This is a genomic window from Advenella kashmirensis W13003, from assembly GCF_000506985.1.
GTDB lineage: Bacteria > Pseudomonadota > Gammaproteobacteria > Burkholderiales > Burkholderiaceae_B > Advenella > Advenella kashmirensis_A.
In genome coordinates this window covers 1,003,619-1,024,129 of the sequence record NZ_KI650979.1, presented here as the reverse complement: position 1 = coordinate 1,024,129, position 20,511 = coordinate 1,003,619, and the positions used below count along the sequence as shown (strand labels likewise).

General features: G+C 52.6%; 20 protein-coding genes. 11 read left to right on the top strand and 9 right to left on the bottom strand.

The features are described 5' to 3' along the window. Nucleotides 1–21: 21 nt before the first annotated feature. On the top strand, nucleotides 22–1,515 hold the full coding sequence (locus tag W822_RS28795; RefSeq protein WP_031242190.1) for a Fic family protein: 1,494 nt from the start codon (nucleotides 22–24) through the stop codon (nucleotides 1,513–1,515). On the opposite strand, the gene W822_RS28790 is transcribed toward W822_RS28795, so the two are convergent. Beyond that, the gene (locus W822_RS28790) at nucleotides 1,506–2,717 is read right to left on the bottom strand and encodes an MFS transporter (RefSeq protein WP_024004026.1); all 1,212 of its coding nucleotides are present in this window, start codon (nucleotides 2,715–2,717) and stop codon (nucleotides 1,506–1,508) included. The two genes, W822_RS28795 and W822_RS28790, sit on opposite strands and share 10 nt — an antisense overlap. 396 nt (nucleotides 2,718–3,113) lie before the next feature. Between W822_RS28790 and W822_RS28785 the strand changes: the two genes are divergently transcribed. Both W822_RS28785 and W822_RS28780 read left to right on the top strand, forming a co-directional pair. Further along, nucleotides 3,114–4,076 (top strand): Bug family tripartite tricarboxylate transporter substrate binding protein, encoded by a 963-nt coding sequence (locus W822_RS28785; protein WP_024004024.1) that lies wholly within the window; start codon nucleotides 3,114–3,116, stop codon nucleotides 4,074–4,076. A 22-nt stretch (nucleotides 4,077–4,098) separates the two neighbouring features. Next, on the top strand, nucleotides 4,099–4,878 hold the full coding sequence (locus W822_RS28780; RefSeq protein WP_024004023.1) for a 2-keto-4-pentenoate hydratase: 780 nt from the start codon (nucleotides 4,099–4,101) through the stop codon (nucleotides 4,876–4,878). Here the strand turns inward: W822_RS28780 and W822_RS0123265 are convergent. The 4 genes from W822_RS0123265 to W822_RS28770 are packed head-to-tail and all read right to left on the bottom strand — an operon-like array spanning nucleotide 4,875 to nucleotide 7,759. Further along, nucleotides 4,875–5,792, bottom strand: coding sequence for a LysR family transcriptional regulator (locus W822_RS0123265; RefSeq protein WP_081724289.1), 918 nt, complete (start codon nucleotides 5,790–5,792; stop codon nucleotides 4,875–4,877). The two genes, W822_RS28780 and W822_RS0123265, sit on opposite strands and share 4 nt — an antisense overlap. Next, complete coding sequence (locus W822_RS0123260; RefSeq protein ID WP_024004021.1) at nucleotides 5,774–6,193, bottom strand: PaaI family thioesterase; 420 nt, start codon at nucleotides 6,191–6,193, stop codon at nucleotides 5,774–5,776. The genes W822_RS0123265 and W822_RS0123260 overlap by 19 nt, the downstream gene beginning before the upstream one ends. Nucleotides 6,194–6,198: 5 nt before the next feature. Further along, entirely contained in the window at nucleotides 6,199–6,639 is a 441-nt protein-coding gene (locus W822_RS28775; protein WP_024004020.1) for a VOC family protein, read from the bottom strand. Beyond that, complete coding sequence (locus W822_RS28770; protein ID WP_024004019.1) at nucleotides 6,626–7,759, bottom strand: CaiB/BaiF CoA transferase family protein; 1,134 nt, start codon at nucleotides 7,757–7,759, stop codon at nucleotides 6,626–6,628. Before W822_RS28770 ends, W822_RS28775 begins: the two co-directional genes overlap by 14 nt. 184 nt (nucleotides 7,760–7,943) lie before the next feature. Between W822_RS28770 and W822_RS28765 the strand changes: the two genes are divergently transcribed. Next, nucleotides 7,944–8,918: a Bug family tripartite tricarboxylate transporter substrate binding protein gene (locus tag W822_RS28765; protein WP_024004018.1), complete on the top strand. Its 975-nt coding sequence runs from the start codon at nucleotides 7,944–7,946 to the stop codon at nucleotides 8,916–8,918. A 102-nt stretch (nucleotides 8,919–9,020) separates the two neighbouring features. Here W822_RS28765 and W822_RS0123255 read toward each other — a convergent pair whose 3' ends face one another. Further along, nucleotides 9,021–9,839 (bottom strand): IclR family transcriptional regulator, encoded by an 819-nt coding sequence (locus tag W822_RS0123255; protein ID WP_024004017.1) that lies wholly within the window; start codon nucleotides 9,837–9,839, stop codon nucleotides 9,021–9,023. Between the two features lie 326 nt (nucleotides 9,840–10,165). On the opposite strand from W822_RS0123255, the gene W822_RS28760 reads away from it, so the two are divergent. Genes W822_RS28760 through W822_RS28750 form a run of 4 tightly spaced genes read left to right on the top strand, consistent with a single transcriptional unit; the run spans nucleotide 10,166 to nucleotide 13,834 of the window. Continuing rightward, nucleotides 10,166–11,002 (top strand): Bug family tripartite tricarboxylate transporter substrate binding protein, encoded by an 837-nt coding sequence (locus tag W822_RS28760; protein WP_172642763.1) that lies wholly within the window; start codon nucleotides 10,166–10,168, stop codon nucleotides 11,000–11,002. Next, on the top strand, nucleotides 10,995–11,828 hold the full coding sequence (locus tag W822_RS0123250; protein WP_024004015.1) for an enoyl-CoA hydratase-related protein: 834 nt from the start codon (nucleotides 10,995–10,997) through the stop codon (nucleotides 11,826–11,828). The genes W822_RS28760 and W822_RS0123250 overlap by 8 nt, the downstream gene beginning before the upstream one ends. Nucleotides 11,829–11,834: 6 nt before the next feature. Continuing rightward, complete coding sequence (locus tag W822_RS28755) at nucleotides 11,835–12,617, top strand: crotonase/enoyl-CoA hydratase family protein (protein ID WP_024004014.1); 783 nt, start codon at nucleotides 11,835–11,837, stop codon at nucleotides 12,615–12,617. Further along, entirely contained in the window at nucleotides 12,614–13,834 is a 1,221-nt protein-coding gene (locus W822_RS28750) for a CaiB/BaiF CoA transferase family protein (protein WP_024004013.1), read from the top strand. Before W822_RS28755 ends, W822_RS28750 begins: the two co-directional genes overlap by 4 nt. A 48-nt stretch (nucleotides 13,835–13,882) precedes the next feature. On the opposite strand, the gene W822_RS28745 is transcribed toward W822_RS28750, so the two are convergent. From W822_RS28745 to W822_RS28735, 3 genes are read right to left on the bottom strand one after another with little or no spacing between them, the layout of a single operon-like run. Next, nucleotides 13,883–15,049, bottom strand: a complete 1,167-nt coding sequence (locus tag W822_RS28745) for a CaiB/BaiF CoA transferase family protein (protein WP_024004012.1) — start codon at nucleotides 15,047–15,049, stop codon at nucleotides 13,883–13,885. A 60-nt stretch (nucleotides 15,050–15,109) separates the two neighbouring features. Continuing rightward, nucleotides 15,110–16,114: a Bug family tripartite tricarboxylate transporter substrate binding protein gene (locus tag W822_RS28740; RefSeq protein ID WP_031242183.1), complete on the bottom strand. Its 1,005-nt coding sequence runs from the start codon at nucleotides 16,112–16,114 to the stop codon at nucleotides 15,110–15,112. Nucleotides 16,115–16,156: 42 nt separating this feature from the next. After that, nucleotides 16,157–17,950, bottom strand: coding sequence for an acyl-CoA dehydrogenase family protein (locus W822_RS28735; protein ID WP_034279455.1), 1,794 nt, complete (start codon nucleotides 17,948–17,950; stop codon nucleotides 16,157–16,159). A 197-nt stretch (nucleotides 17,951–18,147) separates the two neighbouring features. On the opposite strand from W822_RS28735, the gene W822_RS0123245 reads away from it, so the two are divergent. The 3 genes from W822_RS0123245 to W822_RS28725 all read left to right on the top strand — a co-directional run bounded on the left by W822_RS0123245 (nucleotide 18,148) and on the right by W822_RS28725 (nucleotide 20,466). Continuing rightward, nucleotides 18,148–18,954, top strand: coding sequence for an IclR family transcriptional regulator (locus W822_RS0123245; protein WP_024004009.1), 807 nt, complete (start codon nucleotides 18,148–18,150; stop codon nucleotides 18,952–18,954). 109 nt (nucleotides 18,955–19,063) lie between these two features. After that, nucleotides 19,064–20,020, top strand: coding sequence for a Bug family tripartite tricarboxylate transporter substrate binding protein (locus W822_RS28730; RefSeq protein WP_024004008.1), 957 nt, complete (start codon nucleotides 19,064–19,066; stop codon nucleotides 20,018–20,020). A gap of 125 nt (nucleotides 20,021–20,145) precedes the next feature. Continuing rightward, nucleotides 20,146–20,466: a putative quinol monooxygenase gene (locus W822_RS28725; protein ID WP_031242179.1), complete on the top strand. Its 321-nt coding sequence runs from the start codon at nucleotides 20,146–20,148 to the stop codon at nucleotides 20,464–20,466. Nucleotides 20,467–20,511 lie beyond the last annotated feature (45 nt).

The following is a 20,511-nucleotide window of genomic DNA, read 5'->3' as shown; positions in this document are numbered from 1 at the left end:
TTAATATTTTCTGCGAATATCATGGCTATCGTTAATCGCGAAATCGGCTACGGCTACCTGGTGGAAAAGCTCAAGCTTAGCGTGTCTGGGTACCGGCTTACCGCTAAGGTTGATAGTGCCGTACTCGCCGTCAGGGAGCACGGCACGACACTGCTTGTTCCAACGGCTGTGGAGCCCAGGGACGACGACTTGCTGACCCATCTGGAATTCGCCCTGAAATATCAGGGCGTCGAGCTGGAAGTGCTGCAAGCCGTCTGTTTGGTATTGGAGGCGGGTGTCATCCAGGCTCGACTCGATGCGACACCCAATGGCAAATATATACGCACCATTGCTGCGCTTTATGAGGCTTTTACGGGTAAAACATTACAAGCCAATTCCACCTCGGCGCCCTATGTGAACCTGTTTGATCCGAAAGCATATGTTTGCGGGGTTTCGCGTCGACAGCCCAAATTCCGCGTGAACCTCAACGGAATCGGAGACCTGAACTTCTGTCCCGTTATTCGCCGTACCAGTGCCCTTGGCGCTTTGCTGGCCCGCGATATATTTGCGGATCTGGATGCCTTTGTTGAATCCATTGGCGGTGAGCAACATTTGGAGCGTGCATTGGGCTGGGCCTATCTCGATGAGACACGCGGATCATTCGCCATTGAGCACGAGGCGCCTTCTGAAGACAAGGCTCGGCGTTTTGTGCAAGTACTGAAAGGTGCGCATGAAGGGCGGGCGTTATCGGAAGAATATCTGTGCGAATTGCAGCGGGACACGATTACCAACCCCTATCTGGCCGCCTTTTCGTTTCGACATGAGCAAAATTGGTTGCAGCAGGGTGGGCGCTTGCGAGCATCCAGTATTTCCTATTTGCCTCCTCCGGTGAGTGAAGTCGAACCGCTGATGAAGGCTTTGATGGATTTTGCCAATGGTGAACCATCGATTGACCCGTTGCTGAAGGCCTTTTTGGTTTCTTTTGCCTTTGTTTTCATTCATCCTTTCATGGACGGCAATGGCCGGCTATCCCGTTTCCTTGTGCATCACGCGTTATGCCGGTCAGGCAAACTGGATCAGGGACTCATCTTGCCAATCTCTGTAGCGATGTTACATGACGAATCGGGCTATTTGTCAGCATTGCAAAGCGTCTCCAAGCCCATAAGGGCACTTTGGGACGTCATGATTGTGGATCATGACCATATCGATGCGCGGTTCAAAGGCGACGGCGACCCATATCGCTACTGGGATGCGACTGCATGCATGGAATTTGGCATTCGAATGACGCATTACGCGCTCGATACATCACTCATCAAAGAGTCTGATTATTTGCGGGGTTTCGACACCGTCTTTGCTCGGATCAATACGCAGTACGACATTCAGGATAAAGATCTGCACGCTTTGATTCGTATGGCTCACAGCCATGGCGGGAAGATTTCACAGAACCGGCGCAAGCAATACAGAGACCGGGTTCAACCCGCTGTGCTGGATGCAATTGAGGCGCAAGTGCAAGCGATCTTTTTTGATCAAGGCTGAACTTTGGCCGGTCGAATATGCGGATGCCGCTGGAAAAATACCGCCACCGGCACCGCAATCACGATGACCAATGAGCAAAACGTGCGCACTGCTACGTCCAGTCCCCAATAATCGGCAATCCAGCCAATACCCATCATGGGTACAATACTGCCGAAGTAGCCGATGACCAGGTAGGTAGCCATCAGCCCCGAACGCGTTCCGGCCGTGGCCAGGCGGTTGATCATACTCATCCCGGCCAGCATGCACATCCCGTGTCCCATCGCGGTGAACATGACGCCCAGCGCGAACAAAATGGACGAACTCGCCAACAGATTGAGTATAAGCAACGCGTTACTGATCGCCAGACTCGCCAGTCCCGCCACCCCGCACCAATGCGTCGGCATGCGTCCCGAAATCACCTGGATGCCTGCAGACATGAACAAAATCAGGGCAATGGCCGTACCGCTCACCGCGGGACCATGCCATGGGACCAGTTGGTCCAGAAACAACGGTGCCATGGATGCATAAAGTCCAAACACGCCAAAGGCCAGGAAGGGCAGGCAGCAGGTCAGCACAAACGCGCGCGAGGTCTCGGGTTGCGACCAAGTGAGCTTGGGCAGCACGTCATGCACGGCAAGGCGCTTGCGAGACTTGGGCCGGGTCTCGTCCGGTAATTTCAAGCGTAATAATGCCACCAGACCCATCGTGCCCAGCAGCAGCGTCGGCACATAGGCGATCATCAGCGGATTGGAAGAAAACTGACCGACAAGACCGCCTACCAAAGGCCCCAGACCAAATCCGAACGCCATTAAAAAGCCGGTCATCGTGGCCACGCGCTGCATGTTGCCGGAGCGTGACAGTCGTGACAGTCCCACCGTCGAGCTGGTAGTGATCATGCTTGAGGCGACGCCCACGATAAAGCGCCCGATGTTCAGGCTGAGCATGTCCCAGGCGATCATACTGATAAACGTGCCGGTCAGCACGAGCGCCAGCCCCAGGCGCATCATGGGCAGAAAGCCGACTCGATCGGGCAGGCGTCCCAAAAATAACAGGCCGGACAGGGCGCCGGCCATATAAAGTACGTAAATGAGCGAGATATCGCTCGTCTGCAGCTGCCACGTCTCTTTGTACACAGCATACAGGGGGCTGATGAGCGCCGTGCCCATGACGCCGACGATCATGGCAAAACTCACCCAGGCATAGGGCGTGACCTTCAATTTCATTGTGCGACCATATTCAGTTTGCTTCGGGATGGGCGATGGCGCGTTACGCTTGAGTTTTTATTGAACGAATTTTGCAGGCAAACACGGCCATTTGTCTTTGCCTTATTTTTCTGGCGGAAGTTGGCGTGTGAACCCCAGCGTAGTATGACCAGCATGCCGGATATCCCTCGATGACGGGTATTTTAGCATGCTGCGGGTTTACCCGTATTTGTATCCTGAGAATGACGACGTGCCGAATCCCCAGGAGCGCGGCTCAGCGTGTGCTGCACTATATTTAGAACGAATGGTTGCTTTCGAAAATAATATCAATCGCAAGCGCACCTGCGCCTAGAATCTTAAATAGATCAAGCGGTAGGCGCGACATCGAAGAGTCTCCAGTTGCAAGAAGGATTTACTATGTTACAGCGGGTAGTAGTTGGTATCGTGGCTATTTTTTTGGGCAATATGGCTCAAGCTTTTCCTGATCGTCCAATCCAGATTATCGTTCCTTACAGCGCCGGCGGAATCGCCGACTTGATGGCGCGGACGATTGCTGATCGGCTTTCTCAGGAGCTGAAGACCGTTGTCACGGTGGTTAACAAAGGTGGGGCTAACGGGGTCGTCGGTGCACGCTCGGTCGCCAGAGCAAGGCCGGATGGCTATACAATTCTATTCACACCCAACACACCGCTTTCGATTAATCCACTAACGCAGAAAAATCTGCCTTATGATCCCGAAAACGATCTTGAAATTCTGTCGATCGTGGCCGACTCGCCCATTGTCATTGTCACGCGAAAGAATCTCGGTGTTAAAAACCTTAAGGAAATGGCGACACGTGCGGCGACAAACAACGGTGGGCTCAATTATTCTGCAGTATCAATCGCAGGCGTATTGACGCTGCCAATGTACAAAATTCAGAACGAACTGGGTTTCGACATGACGCCGATACCTTATCAAGGTGCTGCTGATGCGATGAATGCAGTTATTGCCGGGGACGTGGATGTGGGCATCAATGCGCTTGGATCCGCTTTGCCGTTCATTACCTCTGGCAAGGTCATTCCTATTGCTGTGGGTACTGAAGCACGAATCAAAGAAATTCCGGGAGTCGAAACTATTGAAGAAGCTGTGCCAGGATTCAAGTCGTCAATTTGGTATTCATTATCAGTGCCTTCCGGTATGGACAGTGACCGCAAGCAAATACTGGCTGACGCCTTTGACCGGGTTAAACTGAGCAAAGAGCTTCAGGCTATGTACGCTGCCAATTATCTTTTGGTGCCAGCCAAAAAAAGTCCAATGGAAATGCGTGACTTTCTGAAAAGGGATATAGAAAGATGGAAAAAAGTCATCGTCGATAACAATATCAATGTCCAGCAGCCATAGTTCGAGACAAAAGGGGAAAGCTATGCTTGCCGAGCAACACTCGTTGATTAAAGCCTTGACTGATGCCCGATCTGATAATCGGCAGATTATGGAGTATGACCCCGACTGGGTGCTTGAGACGGAAGATGATGGAATTAAAGTCATGTTTGCCGTAGCCGAAAACCTGAAATGGCCACAATTAGGGTGGAAAATAGCCGCGACAAATGTGCGCTTACAGCAAAAACTCCGAACCGAGGGGCCGGTATTTGGTGCGACCTTCGAGAGATACCTGCTGCATTCACCAGGGGACGTTGTCTACGAAAATCTGTTGGATCCGGTCATTGAATGTGAGTTTGCCATTCAAATGGGGGATGATCTTCCGGCAAAGAATGGCGAATATACCTTTGATGATGTGGCCCGTTGCGTTGAGTCAGTTCACATCTGCATGGAAATTGCTGAATGTCGATTTCCACGCAAGCGACTGCCGTCCGTGTATCACATTATGGCAGATGGGTTCGCCTCTGGGCGATATGTTCTGGGAAATGCGGTGCCAGACTGGCAGGCAGCATTACACAAAGGAATTAAGGTGAATCTCTATAAAAGCGGACAACTTCATTCCTCAGGGCAATCCTGCGATGTGATGGGCCATCCGTTGAATCCGGTTGTGTGGCTGGCAAACAAATTGAGAAAATATGGCAATTCGTTGAGGGCGGGTCATCTTGTCAGTTCGGGCTCGTGCAATATTCTTTGCAAGGCCTCACAAGGCGACGTATTTGAAGCGGTCTATGAAAATGTAGGGTCTGTTAGGTTGCACATTTGTTAATCGTCCGGCAATCTCGCGGAGCGAATATGTGATTTTGCGATATCAACCATGCTTCGAATCAGTGTTTGGTCCGCTGTTCTGGCATAAATACACTGCAAGTAAGCAACGATATCGGTATCAATGTGGCGAAATATTGCGCCGGCTATGCGTGTCTGCGCCAGGCACTCCGGAACAATAGCCACACCCATACCCTTGGACACCAGAGCGATTGTCGTCAGCCACTGTTTTGCATGATGTTCTATCTTTGGAGAAAAACCCGCTTGTAAACATATGGAGGTAATCGTATCAAAGTAGTAAGGAGATGCATCACGATCAAAAATAATGAAATTTTCTTCTTTAAATTTAGCTAAATCGACCGACGATGCGTTGATCCTGAAGCTGTCCGGCATACAAAGTACAAAACGTTCTGAAAACAGATTAATGCATCCGACATGGTGGCTCGAAATCGATGCCAGAGAATGTGTAAATCCCATATCCAGATCACCGGTCATTACCGCTTCCAGTTGGCTTTTGGAGGACATTTCGTGAAGGGAGACGCGCACATCTGCAAACTGTTGTTTGAATGTTTTGACCATCTCGGTCACGCCACGAAATATCATAGAGCCGTGAAATCCGATGTTCAGTCGGTGTGCCTGGCTCTGCGCATAGTTCTGTGTATCGATAAAGGCTTGATTTGCGCTACGGACAATCTGCGTGGCACGTCGGTAAAAATCCCGTCCTGCATCCGTCAGTTCTACAGTGCGGCTACTTCTGATGACAAGTTGTAGTCCAAGATAGGATTCCAGCTGTTGAATCGCAACACTGAATGGCGGCTGCGAAACATGGCAGAGCATCGCTGCACGACTGAAGTTCAGTTGTTCTGCCAGGGCAATGAAGTAGTGAAGGTGGCGTAGCTCTATTGCTTTCTCTCGCATTGTTCTGTCGCTATGAGCTTAAAAGTACCATTTGCAATTGCAATTTTTTCCCCTTTTTCGTCGTATACGACTCCGCGAGCAATGCAAATGCCATTTGTTCTGTGCTCACACGTGCATTCCGCGTAGACATCTGATTCGGCAGGTTTCAGAAACTTCAAAAACAGATCGATTGTTGCTACGGTGTGTGTGAGGGGAGAGTGTGCACGAACGGAGGCGGCCATGGAGAAGTCCAGTAGTGCAGTGAGCGCCGGGCCGCTGACCTGACCTCGTGCATTATTATTTGACTCGTCATACGGAAGAATAGCAGAAATGGTATTCGCATCATGGATGGCATCTTCAACTATTCTTATTTTATTCAACAGTGGAATCTGCACGCCGAAAAATGTGGGGTCTGTTGTCATCGCGGTTACTTATATCCGTAATAGGCCAGTACCTCTGCCGAACGCAGCGGACCAGGTTCAAATAATTCCAGCAAAACATGGTCTGGAGCTTCGAGCATAAAATACCCACCGCCATCAGATTGTCTGATAGGGTTTCTGATCAGAACACCAGCCGCTCGCATGCGTTGATAAAGATCTTCAAGTCCCGCAACCTGAATTCCAATATGATGAATGGCATTCCGAGGGGTGGCATCAATCTTTTTCTCATACAAATGCATGGCGCCAATGCCGATCTTCAGGAACACGTTCCGGGTACCTGCATAAAGACCGTCCCATTTTACTTCAGCGTCAAACCACCGTTGATAAAAATCGAGAGTGACATCGATATCCGAGCAAATGATATGGGGGTGATGCAGGTGATAGCGTTTATCGGAGCCGTACGGTAATCTGAATTCACCTGACATCATCGGGCTCTCCGGATTCTGAAGGTAAACGTGGTGGTGCGAGTCGATAGGAGGCGGGCGTTCTGCTCAGCGAGATTGGCGACGCGATACCCGTGTATCCTGGGTCCAGCTTGACGATCAGATTCTGATGCAGGGTATGGGGGTCTTCGAGCACTTCCTGAACGTTTTTGATAGGCGCGCATGGTACACCAAGACGAATCAATTCACTGGTCAGTTGGTTGCCATCAGTGTCTTGCAGTGCGGTTTGAAGAATCGTTCTGAGCTGCTCCCGGTTAGTTGAACGGGCAGGGTTTGTCGCATATAGAGGATCAGCAGACAGAGAGTCCAGTTCCAAATGACGACAAAACTGTACGAATTGTGTGTCGTTTCCGATGGCCAGGTAAATCATTCCCGTCGCAGTTCGAAAGCTGTCGTACGGATAAATGTTCGGATGAGCATTACCGGTGGGGATCGGGCTTTTTCCAGTGGAAAAATAGTTACTGGAATGAGGATGCAATAACGAAATGGCACTTGCAAATAACGTGGTCTCCACAATCTGCCCTTTACCGGTCAGTTCGCGATCATGCAGCGCCAGCAGGATACCGATTGTCGCGTTCAAACCAGTCGTCATATCTACAATAGGTAAGCCAACCCTCATCGGACCACTGGCATTATCTCCATTGACGCTCATCAATCCGCATTGCGCCTGTATGGCTGTATCGTAGGCGGGCAAACCGCCATAAGGGCCATCTGATCCAAAGCCTGACACACGGCAATGAATTAATTTCGGGTTGGATTGCGTGAAGCTTCCGGTATGCAGACCCCACTTTTTCAGCGTCGACTCTTTGAAATTTTCGACCAGGATGTCGGTGTCGCTCAAAAGTTCGAAAAACGCTTGTCTCCCGTCTGAGCTCGACAGATCAAGAACCCGACTACGCTTGTTTCTATTTGCTCCCGAAAAGTAAGCGGAATTGTGTCCCATATAGGGTGGACCCCATTGACGGGTATCGTCTCCAGTTTCGATTTCGATTTTCAGGACTTCTGCACCGTGGTCTCCGAGTATCTGGCCACAAAAGGGGCCGCCCAACACTCTGGATGCATCTATCACTCGTAAGCCCTTCAGGGCGCCTGTATTTGCGTTCATATAACCGTCTTTGCTGTAAACATGCACACGAGGCGTGCTATTTTTAATCGATCAATAACGATTTTATACAGCCATGCAGAACTCAAAATACGATTTAAGTATAGCGCTATACGTTGATAGAATGGTTCCGCAGGAACAGCCTTATATGATACGCATGTGCATAATGAAAACCAGGAGATGACACATGAAAATTGGATCAATAATAAGTGCTATGGCTGCGATTGCCGGCCTGCACACAGGCACAATTGCGTTTGCCGACGAAACTTTCCCTGCGCGACCGATCACGTTTGTGGTTCCATATGCGCCGGGGGGGCCAGCCGATTTAATTGCCCGAATTGTGGCAGATAAAATGTCGAACGTGGCCGGACAGACGATTGTTGTGGAGAACCGCGCTGGTGCCGGAGGCAATATTGCAGGAGATCATGTTGCTAGGTCGCGCAAAGACGGGTACACCCTGCTTTTCGGATCTTCGCCGGTGCTGGTTATCAATCCAGGGCTTTATCAGAACATGAAGTTTGATCCTCTGAAAGACTTCACGCCCATCGCTGAGTTTGGCAGTTTGCCAAACGCCGTTCTAATTAACAAGAACCTTCCCGTTGATAAAGTAGCCGATCTAGTCACCTATAGCCGTAACAACAATGCGACATACGCGAGCGCGGGTAGCGGCGGCACCACTCATTTGTCGGCTTTACTGTTCGCCAGAGCTAACAATATCAGTTTGACGCATATCCCTTACAAAGGCTCAGGCCCGGCACTACAGGCTTTGCTTGCAGACCAGGTCACAATGACATTCACAGACGTGTTCACAGCCAGGCCTTTTATAGAATCAGGAAAACTTAAAATCCTGGGGGTCACATCGACGACCAGATCGGAGATGTTTCCTGAAGTGAAAACATTGCAGGAGCAGGGAATGCAGGGAATCGATGTAAACGTGTTTTTCGCATTATTGGCCCCCGCAGGTATTTCTGAATTTGTAAAAAATAAATTGTCTTCCATAGCCCAGGAAGTTTTGGCTGATAAAGACATTCAAAACAAATTGAAAGCGCGAGGACTTATCTTGCCTATTGACAATACTCCAGACAATTTGGCTAACAGGATGGCAAGTGAAACGCCAATGTGGAAGCGTATTATCCAAGAGACGAATGCAAAGATAGATTGATCGTACACGCTCCGGAGAAGCTCCGCCATTTTCCGGACTCTTTAGATACATCTCGTGAACAAGTTTTAGCAGGGCTGCTGCCAATAAACTGGGGCAATACCGTCACGCATCATCAACGGTCATTCTCTGCAGTACGGCTTTTTGCAGATCAGCCAGCGCGGGAACGAGCTCCAGGGTAATTTTTCTGCGTGAAAACTCTTTAACGCTATAGCTCAGGTTAAACACAAATGTTTCATCGCCGAATGTAATTGGTGCCGCCATTGATTCGGTATCCTCATGCCAAATTCGTGTGCAATATCCCTTTTTATCGAATTGTTCAAGTGCTGCATCAATGTCCGTACTGACGGCCCGCCAATTCCGGGAGTTTCGGCTATGTAGTTGCTCTACATACGCTGCCCGTTCGGCGTGGTTGAGACTGGCCAGGTATGCGTGACCGATCGCTGTGGTTTCCACGACCCGGCGATGGCCAGGCTCCATGCGGCGTCCCAGACGTGAGCGATCTCCATGAACAACATGCAAATAAACCATATCCAGATGGTCTACGGTCGATAATCCGACATTGATATGATGTTTCATGCCGACGTCATGCATCAGCGGAATGGCTTCGTGGGCGATCTGGCAGTCAAGCAAAACGGCGTGCGCCAAGCTCAGCATTGAAAATGACAAGCGATATGCCTGAGATACCCGGTCTCGTCGCAGAAAACCCATCTCCACTAACGTTCTAGCAAGTCGGCTGACGGTGGCTTTAGGCAGGTTTGTCCGTTCGACGATATCTGCATTTGTGAGCGATCCGACGCCTGGTCGAAAGCACCGCACGATGGCCAGGCCTCGCTCCAGCGAACGATTAACGGAGCGGTGCTCTTGGCCGGTCGTTGCACCCTGCCTCGCATCTGCGTCCGTATTCTTGTATTGATCACTCATTGCCGCAATCTTCCGAAAATCTCCCCTATATCACCCGAAAACGGTGCCGGTTAGCATGACAGCATATTCGATGGTGATCCACACAATGAAACACATGGATTGTAAGCGATTCGGCGACACTTTTATACTGGACACCAATAACCAACAACAAAGGCTAGATGTAAATGACAAATGGAATGAGACAATTTTACTGTGCAGCATTACTCCTGTTCACGGCTGGCGCTTTCGGCTCAAGTCCGGCCAGTCAGACCGATTTTCCGGCACGATCTGTCAGGGTCATCGTTGGGTACCCCCCGGGAGGAACCCTGGATGGACCTGCGCGAATTGTGGCCAATGCGTTGTCCCAAAAATCCGGACAGCAGTTCGTTATTGAAAATCGACCCGGTGCTAGCGCAAATATTTCAGCTGACATGGTTGCCAAGGCTAAACCAGATGGCTATACCTTGCTGTTGAGCTCTTCATCGCTGTCTTCCTCAGGAGCGCTATTCAAAAACCTGTCCTTTGATCCGATAAAGGATTTTCATCACATCGGTCGATTTGGATCGTTGCCGACTGTGATTGTCGCCAGAAAAGACTTGCCTCAGAAAACACTGCAGGAAGTGATCGATTATTCGAATAAAAATCCAGGAAAGCTGACGTTTGGCTCCCCGGGAAGCGGCACCGGCGCACATATTGCCGGTGAGGTCCTGAATCGGTATGCACACGCCCAAATCACACATATTCCCTTCAAAGGTTCGGCCCAGACATTGACAAATCTTCTGGGTGGTCACATTGATCTTATGATTGGCGGGTTGTCGACTATCGACTCGGCAGTCAAAGGCGGGCAGGTTACGGTCCTGGCATTGACCAATGCTGACTCTTACTCTGATCTGATCGACGCGCAACCAGTGCAGAAAGTGCTTAATGGGACAAACATTCCTCGGGAATATCAATTTGAAACCTGGCTGGGTTTGTCAGCGCCTGCCAAAACGCCAGATGATGTCGTAGCCAAATTACAAACGTTGCTGCAGTCGGTTCTGCAAGATCCGAAAGTGCAAAAGGAGCTGCTGTCTATTGGTGTGAAGCCAGGCTTCTTGTCAGGAGACGATTTGCGAAAACAAATAGAAAAAGAGATGCCTGCATACGCAAAAATCATAAAACAGGTCGGAGTCAAACTTGACTGATAAAAATACGCAGCCACTGGCAACAGCCTGTCCGGAACAGTCTGAACTTGTGAAATCGGATCTCTCCGGTGCGGTGGCCAAATTGATTCTGAACCGGGCAGATCGTCTGAACGCAATGACACCCGCAATGGACTCGCAATTGCGTTCGGCCTTTCTTGCCGCACAGGCGGCAAAACATTGTAAGGTCATCCTGATAACCGGCGCGGGCAAAGGGTTTTGTTCCGGAGCCGACCAGACGGCGACCCAACCTGCAGAAGCCGCAGACACTGGATGGCAACAGGTACCCAGACACATTGACGAGTTTCGTTTCGGATATCTGATGACTGCGACCAAGCCGACTATCGCCGCTGTGAATGGAGCCGCGATTGGCGTCGGTCTGGTTCTGGCATCACTTTGTGACATACGGCTGGCGGTCAGCGATGCGAAACTGGGCTTTCCCTACGCCCGGCTGGGGCTGATTGCCGAATATGGAATTGCACATCGATTGACAAACCTTGTAGGCCATGGGGTCGCCACTGAGCTTTTGCTCTCGGGAAGATTGTTCGACGCGATTGAGGCGTTTGGGTTTGGACTCATCAATCATGTTGCGGAGAGGGACCGTTTCGAGAAATTTGTGAACGCGTATACGCAAGAGCTGTCAACGCGCTGCTCGCCACGCTCGATGAGAGTGATTAAACAACAGCTTTTGGGCAGTCAGACACAGTCTTTCATGGATGCGGCCCGGCAGTCCGGCAGAGAACTCACCCAGGCCAGGCAGTCCGCAGACTACGCCGCAGCCAAAAACGCCAGGCGGGAAAAACGCTTACCATCATTTACCGAGGAGTAAATCCCAATGAGTTTTGTAGAAATCTCGATCGACGAGAGGGTAGCCCTATTGACGCTTAACGACCCTGATCAGCGTAATGCGCTTAGTGGTCCGGAACAGTTCGAAGCACTTGTGGCCAGCTGTGAACGTATTTCAAACGACAAAAATATTCACTGCGTGGTGCTGACGGGAGCGGGCAGCGCTTTTTGCGCGGGCGGCAATGTCAAGAATATGTGGCAGCGGATTTGTGATCCCAACGCCGTTGCTGCTGACCAGCGATACCGCTACAAGGAAGGCATTCACCGTGTGGTTCATGCCTTGCATGGCCTGGAGGTTCCCACCATTGCGGCGATCAACGGGCCAGCCGTTGGTGCGGGTCTTGATCTGGCGTGCATGTGCGATATTCGTATTGCCAGTACAAAAGCCTCGTTTGCGGAAAGTTTCGTGAAGCTGGGTATCATACCAGGCGATGGCGGGGCCTGGTTATTGCAAAAGATTGTCGGGCCGTCCCGTGCGGCGGAACTGATTTTCACTGGCGACAAAATTGGCCCCGAACAAGCCCTTTCCTATGGGCTGATCTCCAGGATCGTGGAGCACGATGATTTATTGAAGGAGGCTACTGCACTCGCTCGCCGCATCGCTGCAAATCCACCTTATGCAGTCCGCATGGCAAAACGCCTGCTGCGTGAATCCCAGCACTCGCGGCTGGAGTCCGTGCTGGAAATGTCGGCCGCGTTTCAGGCGCTCGCCCATTTCACGCCGGATCATCGTGAACTCGTCGAGACGGCTGCCAACAGGAGCGCGCGATGAATACAACACAATATCCACTGGAGGGGCTCACGGTACTGGACCTCGGCCAGGTCTATCAGGGACCTTATTGTGGATTTCTCCTGGCACTGGCGGGTGCGAGGGTGATTAAAATTGAACCCCCCACAGGCGACTCGGTCAGAAACAGGTCCGATGCCCCAGGTGGTGTCTCGCTTTCATTTGCCATGCTCAACTCGAATAAAGAGGGCATGACACTTGATCTGAAAACAGAAGCGGGTCGGGAAGTATTGCTGGAACTGGTTGAGCATGCCGACATCTTGCTCGAAAATTTTGCGCCCGGCGTCATGGAAAAACTCGGACTTGGCCCCGACCAGCTTCATCAGCGCAATCCGCGTCTCATCTACGCGTCAGGGAGCGGTTATGGATCGACCGGTCCGTATCGAGATGTACTGGCGATGGATTTAACCATACAGGCGATCGGGGGCATCATGTCGGTGACCGGCTTCCCTGATGGCCCCCCCGTCAAGGCCGGTGCGGCAGTCAGCGATTTTTTGGGAGGATCGCATTTGTACGGCGCCGTTCTGACTGCGCTGATGAGTCGTGAACGGACCGGGCAGGGCTGCGTTGTTGAGACGGCCATGTTTGATATGTGCTATCACCCGCTTGCATCCAATCTGAGTATGTTTCACAAGCAGAAACAGCAGATCCCCCGCACGGGTAATCGTCACGGCGGATTGTCGGTCGTGCCTTATAACGTGTATCCCGCCAGTGACGGCTATGTTGCGATCATCTGTGTCAAAGACAATCACTGGCGTACCCTGACGCGTGCCATGGGAAGGCCTGAACTTGGTATGGACCCGCGTTATGCGACGAATCAGGCTCGAGCCGATGCTATTGACGAAGTCGACGAACTGGTCTCTGCGTGGACGCAATTGCACGCCAAGGAAGATATTTTTCAAATATCGCAACGTGAACGGTTTCCTGCCGCCCCGGTCAGGGATTTGCTGGAGCTGAGCAGGGACCCCCATCTGCACCAGCGTGGTTCGCTGCAGGACATGGATCATCCTGTGCTTGGATCCGTCGCTTTGCCGCATTCACCGATACGGTTCCGGGACGTGCCGCGTATGCCGCTCAGGCCAAGCCCAGGTCTGGGTCAGGATAATGTTGCCGTGCTGGCTGATGTGCTTAAGTTGAGCGAGGATCAAATTGAGCGCTTTTCTGAGCAAGGCGCATTTGGATGCCGAAAAACACGATTATAGGATTTACCACTGGATAGGGGTATTAAACAACCCTTGATAAATGTAACATCAGTCCGCTTCTGTACAACACACAGCAAACTCCCTGCGTAATGCCGACGTATGTTCCCCCAGCCCAGGCACCGCGCCCATCGCCGGCTCCACCCCCGTCAGGGTCGCGGATGGAATAAGCGCCCGCATAGGGCCAGCCGGCGTTTTAACCTCGCGCCAGCGATTTCTCGCTTCCAGCTGGGCGTGATTCCACAAATCATGCATATCGTTAAGCGGCGAATTGGCAATGGCTGCCAGATCCAGTTTTTCAGTTACCTGTTGCCGCGTCATCGTTGAAAACTTCGGCGTAATCAACGCCTCCAGTGATTCGCGATTGCGAGCCCGCAAGACATTGGTGCAGAATCTCGAGTCCTGGTGTAACGCCTCATCTTCCATCACCACAGCGCAAAAACGTTGCCACTCCCGATCATTTTGCAGCCCGAACACCACGTGTCCGCCATCGCCCGCAAGGAACTGTCCGTAGGGAGCGATCGCAGAATGGGATATGCCTGATCGTTCAGGAAGCGTGCCGCTGTAGTGGGCAGAATAAAGGGGAAAAGACATCCATTCGGCCAGGGATTCCAGCATGGAGACTTCAACACGGCTCCCCTTGCCGGTACGCTGCCGCAGAAGAATGGCTTGCAGAATCCCGGAATATGCGTACATGCCTGCTGAAATGTCAGCAATGGAGATGCCTGCACGCGCCGGGTGTTCGGGGGTACCCGTGACGGATGTCAGCCCGGAGGCCGCCTGAATCAACAGGTCGTAGGCTTTGCGTTCGGAGAAAGGCCCGCCCTCGCCATAACCGGAAATATCGCAACAAATAAGAGCGGGGCAGTGTGCGTGTAAAGTCGTAAAGTCCAGTCCGGCACGTGCGGCCGCGCCGGGCGCCAGGTTCTGCAGAAAGACATCGGCCTGAGATAGCATGGCCGTCAGAAAACGACGATCATCCTCATCCTTTATATCCAGGACGATGCTTTCCTTGCCCCGATTAACCCAGGCAAAAAACGCAGACATGCCGTTCAGGGAGGTGTCGTATTCACGGGCGAAATCTCCTGCGGGCGGTCGTTCAATTTTGATGACACGGGCGCCCATATCGGCCAGTTGTCTGCTGGCAAACGGCGCAGCAATGGCATGTTCCATGGCAACGACGGTGATGCCATCCAGGGGTCTGAGCGTAGTATCCAAGAGAGTCTCCTTCATTTGTCGTCCAGATATGGACAAATATGGGCGGTGTTCGAGTCAGAACTATTGCAAATGAATATTTGCCTTATGGATCACCTCTGACCATAATTTGCCTTCACCGGCTATTGTCTGCGCCAGGTCATTCGGTGTGCCCGGCGTCACTTCGTACCCAAGTGACGTCAACTTGGCTTTGAATGCCTGCTCGTTCAGGACCTGATCTACCGCGTGATTAAGCCGGGTAACAATATCCTGGCCTGTCGCGGCAGGCACCAGGACGCCGAACCAGGAGCTAACGTCGAATCCGCTGACGCCCTGTTCAGCGATGGTGGGTGTGCTTGGAGCCAGACTATTACGTGTCGTGCCGGTTGCTCCCATCAAGATCACGCGTTTGCTCTGTACATAAGGCTGGGTGGTCGCTGGCATGTCAAACATCATGGAGATATTGCCGGCAACCACATCTGTCATCGCGGGCGAATTGCCCCGATAGGGTACATGCGTCATTTTGATACCGGTCATCGTTTGCAGCAATTCTCCTGCCAGATGGTTGGATGTGCCATTGCCCGCAGAGCCATAGGTCAGCGTGCCTGGATGTGCTTTGCCGTAAGCGATCAGCTCCGGCACTGTTTTGAAAGGCTGTTTGGGGCTGGTCGACAATACCATCGAATAGGACGCGACTTTGGCAACGGGTGCGAATTCGTCCACGCGATAGGGCAGTTTCGAGTTCAGGTAGGGGTTGATGATAAATGGCGCCCCTGTGGCAAAGAGCATGGTATAGCCATCAGCCGAAGACTTGGCGACATGATCAACACCGATGATACTGCCGCCGCCAGGCTTATTCTCGACCACAACGGGCTGGCCCAGGTTCTTTTGCAAACCGCTGGCCAGTTCACGGGCAACCATGTCCGTGGGTCCACCTGCTCCGTAGGGTACGATCAGGCGAATCGGACGGTTAGGGTAGTCCGTTGCGGGGGCTGCTTGCGCAGCGGACAGCAGGCACGAAAATGCAATAAACATGGCACCGGCCTTGATCATTTGCGCGCGTATGGTTGATTGGGTAATTGATTTCATCTTGTCTCCTCCGTGTGACGGTTGTGTTCTGGTTTGCGGATGTCAGCTCAGCAGCGCGATTGCCGTCTCGAGTGCAACCGGCGCAGGGTCGAGCAGTAACGCCTCTACCTGCACTTCGTTCTGTCGCTTCAGCTGCTTTTCTCCAAGGCGATGGCGCAGTACCTGGCGGCTCAACAGCAGACGGCGGGCATCTCCGTTGTCTGCACCTGTTCTTGCGCCTTCGCCGGCCATCAGAATGGCAGCGGCGCAATGATAAAGCTGGGAAGACAGCGTTCTGCATTCCGTTACCAGATCAGGATCGCTGGCACATGCTTCGATTTCAGTTGAAATCTGCTCAAGCTGCGTCAGCAACAACTGACGGAAGGCTGCCGGAATGCCCGGCGAATCGTCCAGCCAGGTGACCAGGGATGCTGCCAGGGCCCGATGAGCCTGTTGTTTGGCCACCGCGCGCTGAACCACATCAATTGCATTGATGTTGCTGGTGCCTTCCCACAGAACGCCGATATGGGCGTCGCGTACCAGTCTTTCGTTGACGAAATCTTCGATATAACCATTGCCGCCGCGTACCTCCATGGCACCGGTGGCGACCTGGATATTGTCCCGGCACGCTCTGAATTTGAGCAACGGCGTCAGGATGCGCTGCACCAGGGCCGCCTGCCTGTCACCGCTATCGGCCTTCTGCATGGCTTCGGCCGCATGCATGAAAACAGACAGCGCCTGCTCGGTCGGCAACATCAGTTTCATCAACTGACGGCGCTGCAAGGGCATATCGATCAATCGTTTGCGAAACGCCACCCGGTGGTTTGCAACCACCATTGATTCATTCAGGCAACGCCGCATCATGGCTGCGGCACGTACGCCATGCGATAAACGTGACAGGTTCACCTGATCCAGCATTTGCTTCAAGCCCCGATCGGCGCGGCCGACAAGATAGGCAATGGCCCCCTCGAAAATGATTTCACCGCTGGGCATGGATCGAGTCCCCAGCTTGTCTTTCAGACGCGCAATCCGGTACTTGTTACGGCTGCCATCGTCCAGTCGACGGGGCATGGCAAACAAGGCCAATCCTTCATTGCCATCCGATGCGCCCTCGGGGCGGGCGATCAACAGGGCGACGTCGGCGTCCACGGCAGAGCAGAACCATTTGTCACCATACAGCTCCCAGGCGTCGCCTTTTTTGACCGCCTTTAGGCGGCTGGCGCTGACATCTGATCCGCCGGTGCGTTCCGTCATAAACTGCGAACCCTTGAGCAGGGTAGCGGGATCGGTGCTGGTCATGCCTGGCAGGAAACGCTGCTTTACATCTTCGTTGCCGTAGCGCTCCACCAGATAGGTAGAGCTGTCCGTCACACTGATCGGGCACATCAAACCGAACTCGGACTGCACAAACAGGTATTGAAACGCATATTTAGCCAGGGGCGCATACCGTTGTGGCCAGCCCAGGACGCCTTCGGTTCGCGACATGGCATGAATGCCAAAATCAATATAGGCAATGCGTTCCATTGAGCGGTACGCCGGATGATATTCAACCCAGTCTTCATTCACGCCGAACCGGTTGCGCGTGCGCAGGTACGGCTTGTTTCGTTCTTTATCCGCAATGGACGCATAGGTATCGAGTTCATTGCCGGCGATTTCGCCCAGTCTGGACAGGTGGGGGTCAAGGAACGTAAGCGTATCAGCCGGCAAGCGTAACTTGAGTAGCGCCTTGAAGGCAGGATCGGCATCGTAAAAGTTCATGCCGTGACAATCAGGCGCGACCAACTGCGCGGGGTCTGGCAGGGAATGGGTATCTGGTTGATTTTGCAGGCTTTCAGCCGCATTGAGCGTGGCAAGCATCAGTCTCTCCTTGTGTGTATGGTGCATGGAAATGACTCTACTGCCTGCACCGGATAAACGACAAGATTCATTCCGCATTGCGGGAGGGTGCTTGACGCAGGGCTTTGAAAATGTGTTTCGGTTGCCAAATGAAATATCGATATAATGCAAGAGCAAACCCATCCGTTCAGACAGTCAAGGCTCAGGAATCCAGCAACATGTCCGCAACATCAGAATCCGGTCGGCCTCCTGGCCCACCCGCAGATCGCCAGATCGTCAATGCACTGGTTCGTGGACTGGCGCTGCTGGCCTGCTTTCGGGTCGAGCGCCCCTTGCTGACCAATGCGGACCTTTCACGACTGGCAGAGATGCCGCGTTCTTCGGTTTCACGCCTGACCCATACGCTGGTAAAAGAAGGCTATCTGGAGTATGACAGCCGTCATCGCGCCTACCGGCTTGCCGTCAAAGTGCTGTCGCTGGGGCGGGCCATGCTGGGGGGAATGCTTCTTCGCAATATCGCCATGCCTGCCATGCAGGAACTGGCGAATGATTCGGACAGTCAGGTTGCCATTGTGACCTGCGAAGATACCAGCATGCTGATCATAGAAGTGGCAACCTCTGCGGCCATGCAGGCGTATCCCATGGAAGTGGGGGCGCGGATGGCGGTGGATATGACGGCAATGGGACGGGTGTATCTGGCTTCCTGCAGTTCTTCGGAGCGCGCCCGGATCGTAGGCCATTTGCTTGACGATGGCAGACGCGATGCCCGGCAATTGCAGGCCATTGTGGACGCTTCGATTGCCGAGTTTCATCAGCAGGGGTTTTGTACGTCGATCCATTCGTGGCGATCCGGCGTCAATGGTGTAGCGGTTCCCCTGTATGTAAAAGACCTCGGTCGGCGGTTGATTCTGACTTGCGGGGGGGACGCCACGCAACTGACCGAGAAACTGATTTACAGCACGGTGGCGCCACGACTGAAAACAATGGCACAGGACATCGAAAGCGTCAGCGAACGACTGAGCTGACGAGCTTGTTTGATCCATTCGTCCTGCGAATAGATTAGTATCCATTCAGTATTGGACGTTGCGCGCGCGGCCTTCCTATAATCAGGAACAATCATAGGAGACCCATCACATGCTGAAACGTTTGCTGGCCGTCATTCTGACGACCGTTTCCGTCGGAGCGCAGGCTGCGTACCCCGAACAACCGATACAACTGGTTGTTCCCTATAGCCCGGGCGGCATCGCCGACATCATGGCGCGCAAAGTGGCCGAAGACTTGTCAAAGAGTCTTAAAACGTCTGTCGTGGTGATGAACAAAGGTGGCGCAAACGCGATCATCGGTACCCAATACGTGGCAAGGGCCAGGCCGGACGGCTATACCATCCTGTTTACACCCAATACCCCTTTGACCATCAACCCACTGATACGCAAGAACATGCCTTACGATGCAGCACGTGATCTGGATGTTCTGTCAGTTCTGGTGGAAACGCCCATCGTGGTGCTCGCCCGGCCGGAATTAAAGCTCAAATCTCTGAATGATCTTGCGGCCCTGGCGCGCACGAAAAAGGGCGGACTCAATTACTCCGCAGTGTCGGCGCCGGGTCCGCTGACGTTGCCGATGAACAAGATGCAGACAGCATTGAAATTCGATATGACAGCGGTACCGTATCCGGGAGCTGGGCAGGCCATGAACGCATTGCTGGCGGGTGACGTAGACGTTGGCCTGAACGCGCTGGGCCCCGCCGTACCGTTGATCCAGGCCGGTAAACTGACACCGGTCGCTGTTGGTACAGCGACACGGATGAAAGAACTGCCTGATGTTCAGACGATTGAAGAATCGCTGCCCGATTTCAAAACATCCATGTGGTACTCGTTTTCTGTACCCACGGGTGTGCCCGAAAACGCGCGCACAACGCTACTTGAGGCACTCAAAGGCTTGCGCGACAGCGCGTCGCTTCTGGAACTGTTCGAACGCAATTATCTGACTGTCCCGGCCTGGCGTTCACCACAAGAGCTGAAAACCTTCGTGGCAGACGACATGCAGCGCTGGGAAAAAATTATCAAGGACAGTGGCATCGAGCCGAACTGACGCATATCAGGACCGACTTCACCGTTTGTCCGATCATGCGGCGAATGAAACATGGACGAATGACATATGTCATTGTCGAAACACCCCGGCTCCCCTTTTTCGGGAGCCGTTTTTTTGGATCAGGTATGACCATTATCGTATCAGTCAAATACACACTCAAACCGGGCAAAAGAGAAGAGCTGTTATCTTTTGTCATGGATAATGTACAGAACACACGTAAGGAACAGGGCAATCTGGCCTATTCACATTATCCGTCCCTGGAAAACGACCAGGATATGTTCGTTTTCGAAATGTGGGAAAGCATCGAATATCTGAACGATCATATCAATATGCCGCATTACATCGAATTTTCAGAGCGGCGCAAGCCGTTGCTGCAATCGTATGAATCACAGACGTATGCGGCCACCCTGTACCGTACAAGAAGCACGGCGCCACGATCAGACTGACACGCCTGGGACAGTTGACGCCCGACTTCGCGCACCGGCTGGCAT

Excerpts from the sequence above, each read along its gene's own strand:
- W822_RS28795 (WP_031242190.1), top strand. The coding sequence starts at position 22 with ATGGCTATCGTTAATCGCGAAATCGGCTACGGCTACCTGGTGGAAAAG.
- W822_RS28790 (WP_024004026.1), bottom strand. The coding sequence starts at position 2,717 with ATGAAATTGAAGGTCACGCCCTATGCCTGGGTGAGTTTTGCCATGATC.
- W822_RS28785 (WP_024004024.1), top strand. The coding sequence starts at position 3,114 with ATGTTACAGCGGGTAGTAGTTGGTATCGTGGCTATTTTTTTGGGCAAT.
- W822_RS28780 (WP_024004023.1), top strand. The coding sequence starts at position 4,099 with ATGCTTGCCGAGCAACACTCGTTGATTAAAGCCTTGACTGATGCCCGA.
- W822_RS0123265 (WP_081724289.1), bottom strand. The coding sequence starts at position 5,792 with ATGCGAGAGAAAGCAATAGAGCTACGCCACCTTCACTACTTCATTGCC.
- W822_RS0123260 (WP_024004021.1), bottom strand. The coding sequence starts at position 6,193 with ATGACAACAGACCCCACATTTTTCGGCGTGCAGATTCCACTGTTGAAT.
- W822_RS28775 (WP_024004020.1), bottom strand. The coding sequence starts at position 6,639 with ATGATGTCAGGTGAATTCAGATTACCGTACGGCTCCGATAAACGCTAT.
- W822_RS28770 (WP_024004019.1), bottom strand. The coding sequence starts at position 7,759 with ATGAACGCAAATACAGGCGCCCTGAAGGGCTTACGAGTGATAGATGCA.
- W822_RS28765 (WP_024004018.1), top strand. The coding sequence starts at position 7,944 with ATGAAAATTGGATCAATAATAAGTGCTATGGCTGCGATTGCCGGCCTG.
- W822_RS0123255 (WP_024004017.1), bottom strand. The coding sequence starts at position 9,839 with ATGAGTGATCAATACAAGAATACGGACGCAGATGCGAGGCAGGGTGCA.
- W822_RS28755 (WP_024004014.1), top strand. The coding sequence starts at position 11,835 with ATGAGTTTTGTAGAAATCTCGATCGACGAGAGGGTAGCCCTATTGACG.
- W822_RS28750 (WP_024004013.1), top strand. The coding sequence starts at position 12,614 with ATGAATACAACACAATATCCACTGGAGGGGCTCACGGTACTGGACCTC.
- W822_RS28740 (WP_031242183.1), bottom strand. The coding sequence starts at position 16,114 with ATGAAATCAATTACCCAATCAACCATACGCGCGCAAATGATCAAGGCC.
- W822_RS28735 (WP_034279455.1), bottom strand. The coding sequence starts at position 17,950 with ATGCTTGCCACGCTCAATGCGGCTGAAAGCCTGCAAAATCAACCAGAT.
- W822_RS0123245 (WP_024004009.1), top strand. The coding sequence starts at position 18,148 with ATGTCCGCAACATCAGAATCCGGTCGGCCTCCTGGCCCACCCGCAGAT.
- W822_RS28730 (WP_024004008.1), top strand. The coding sequence starts at position 19,064 with ATGCTGAAACGTTTGCTGGCCGTCATTCTGACGACCGTTTCCGTCGGA.
- W822_RS28725 (WP_031242179.1), top strand. The coding sequence starts at position 20,146 with ATGACCATTATCGTATCAGTCAAATACACACTCAAACCGGGCAAAAGA.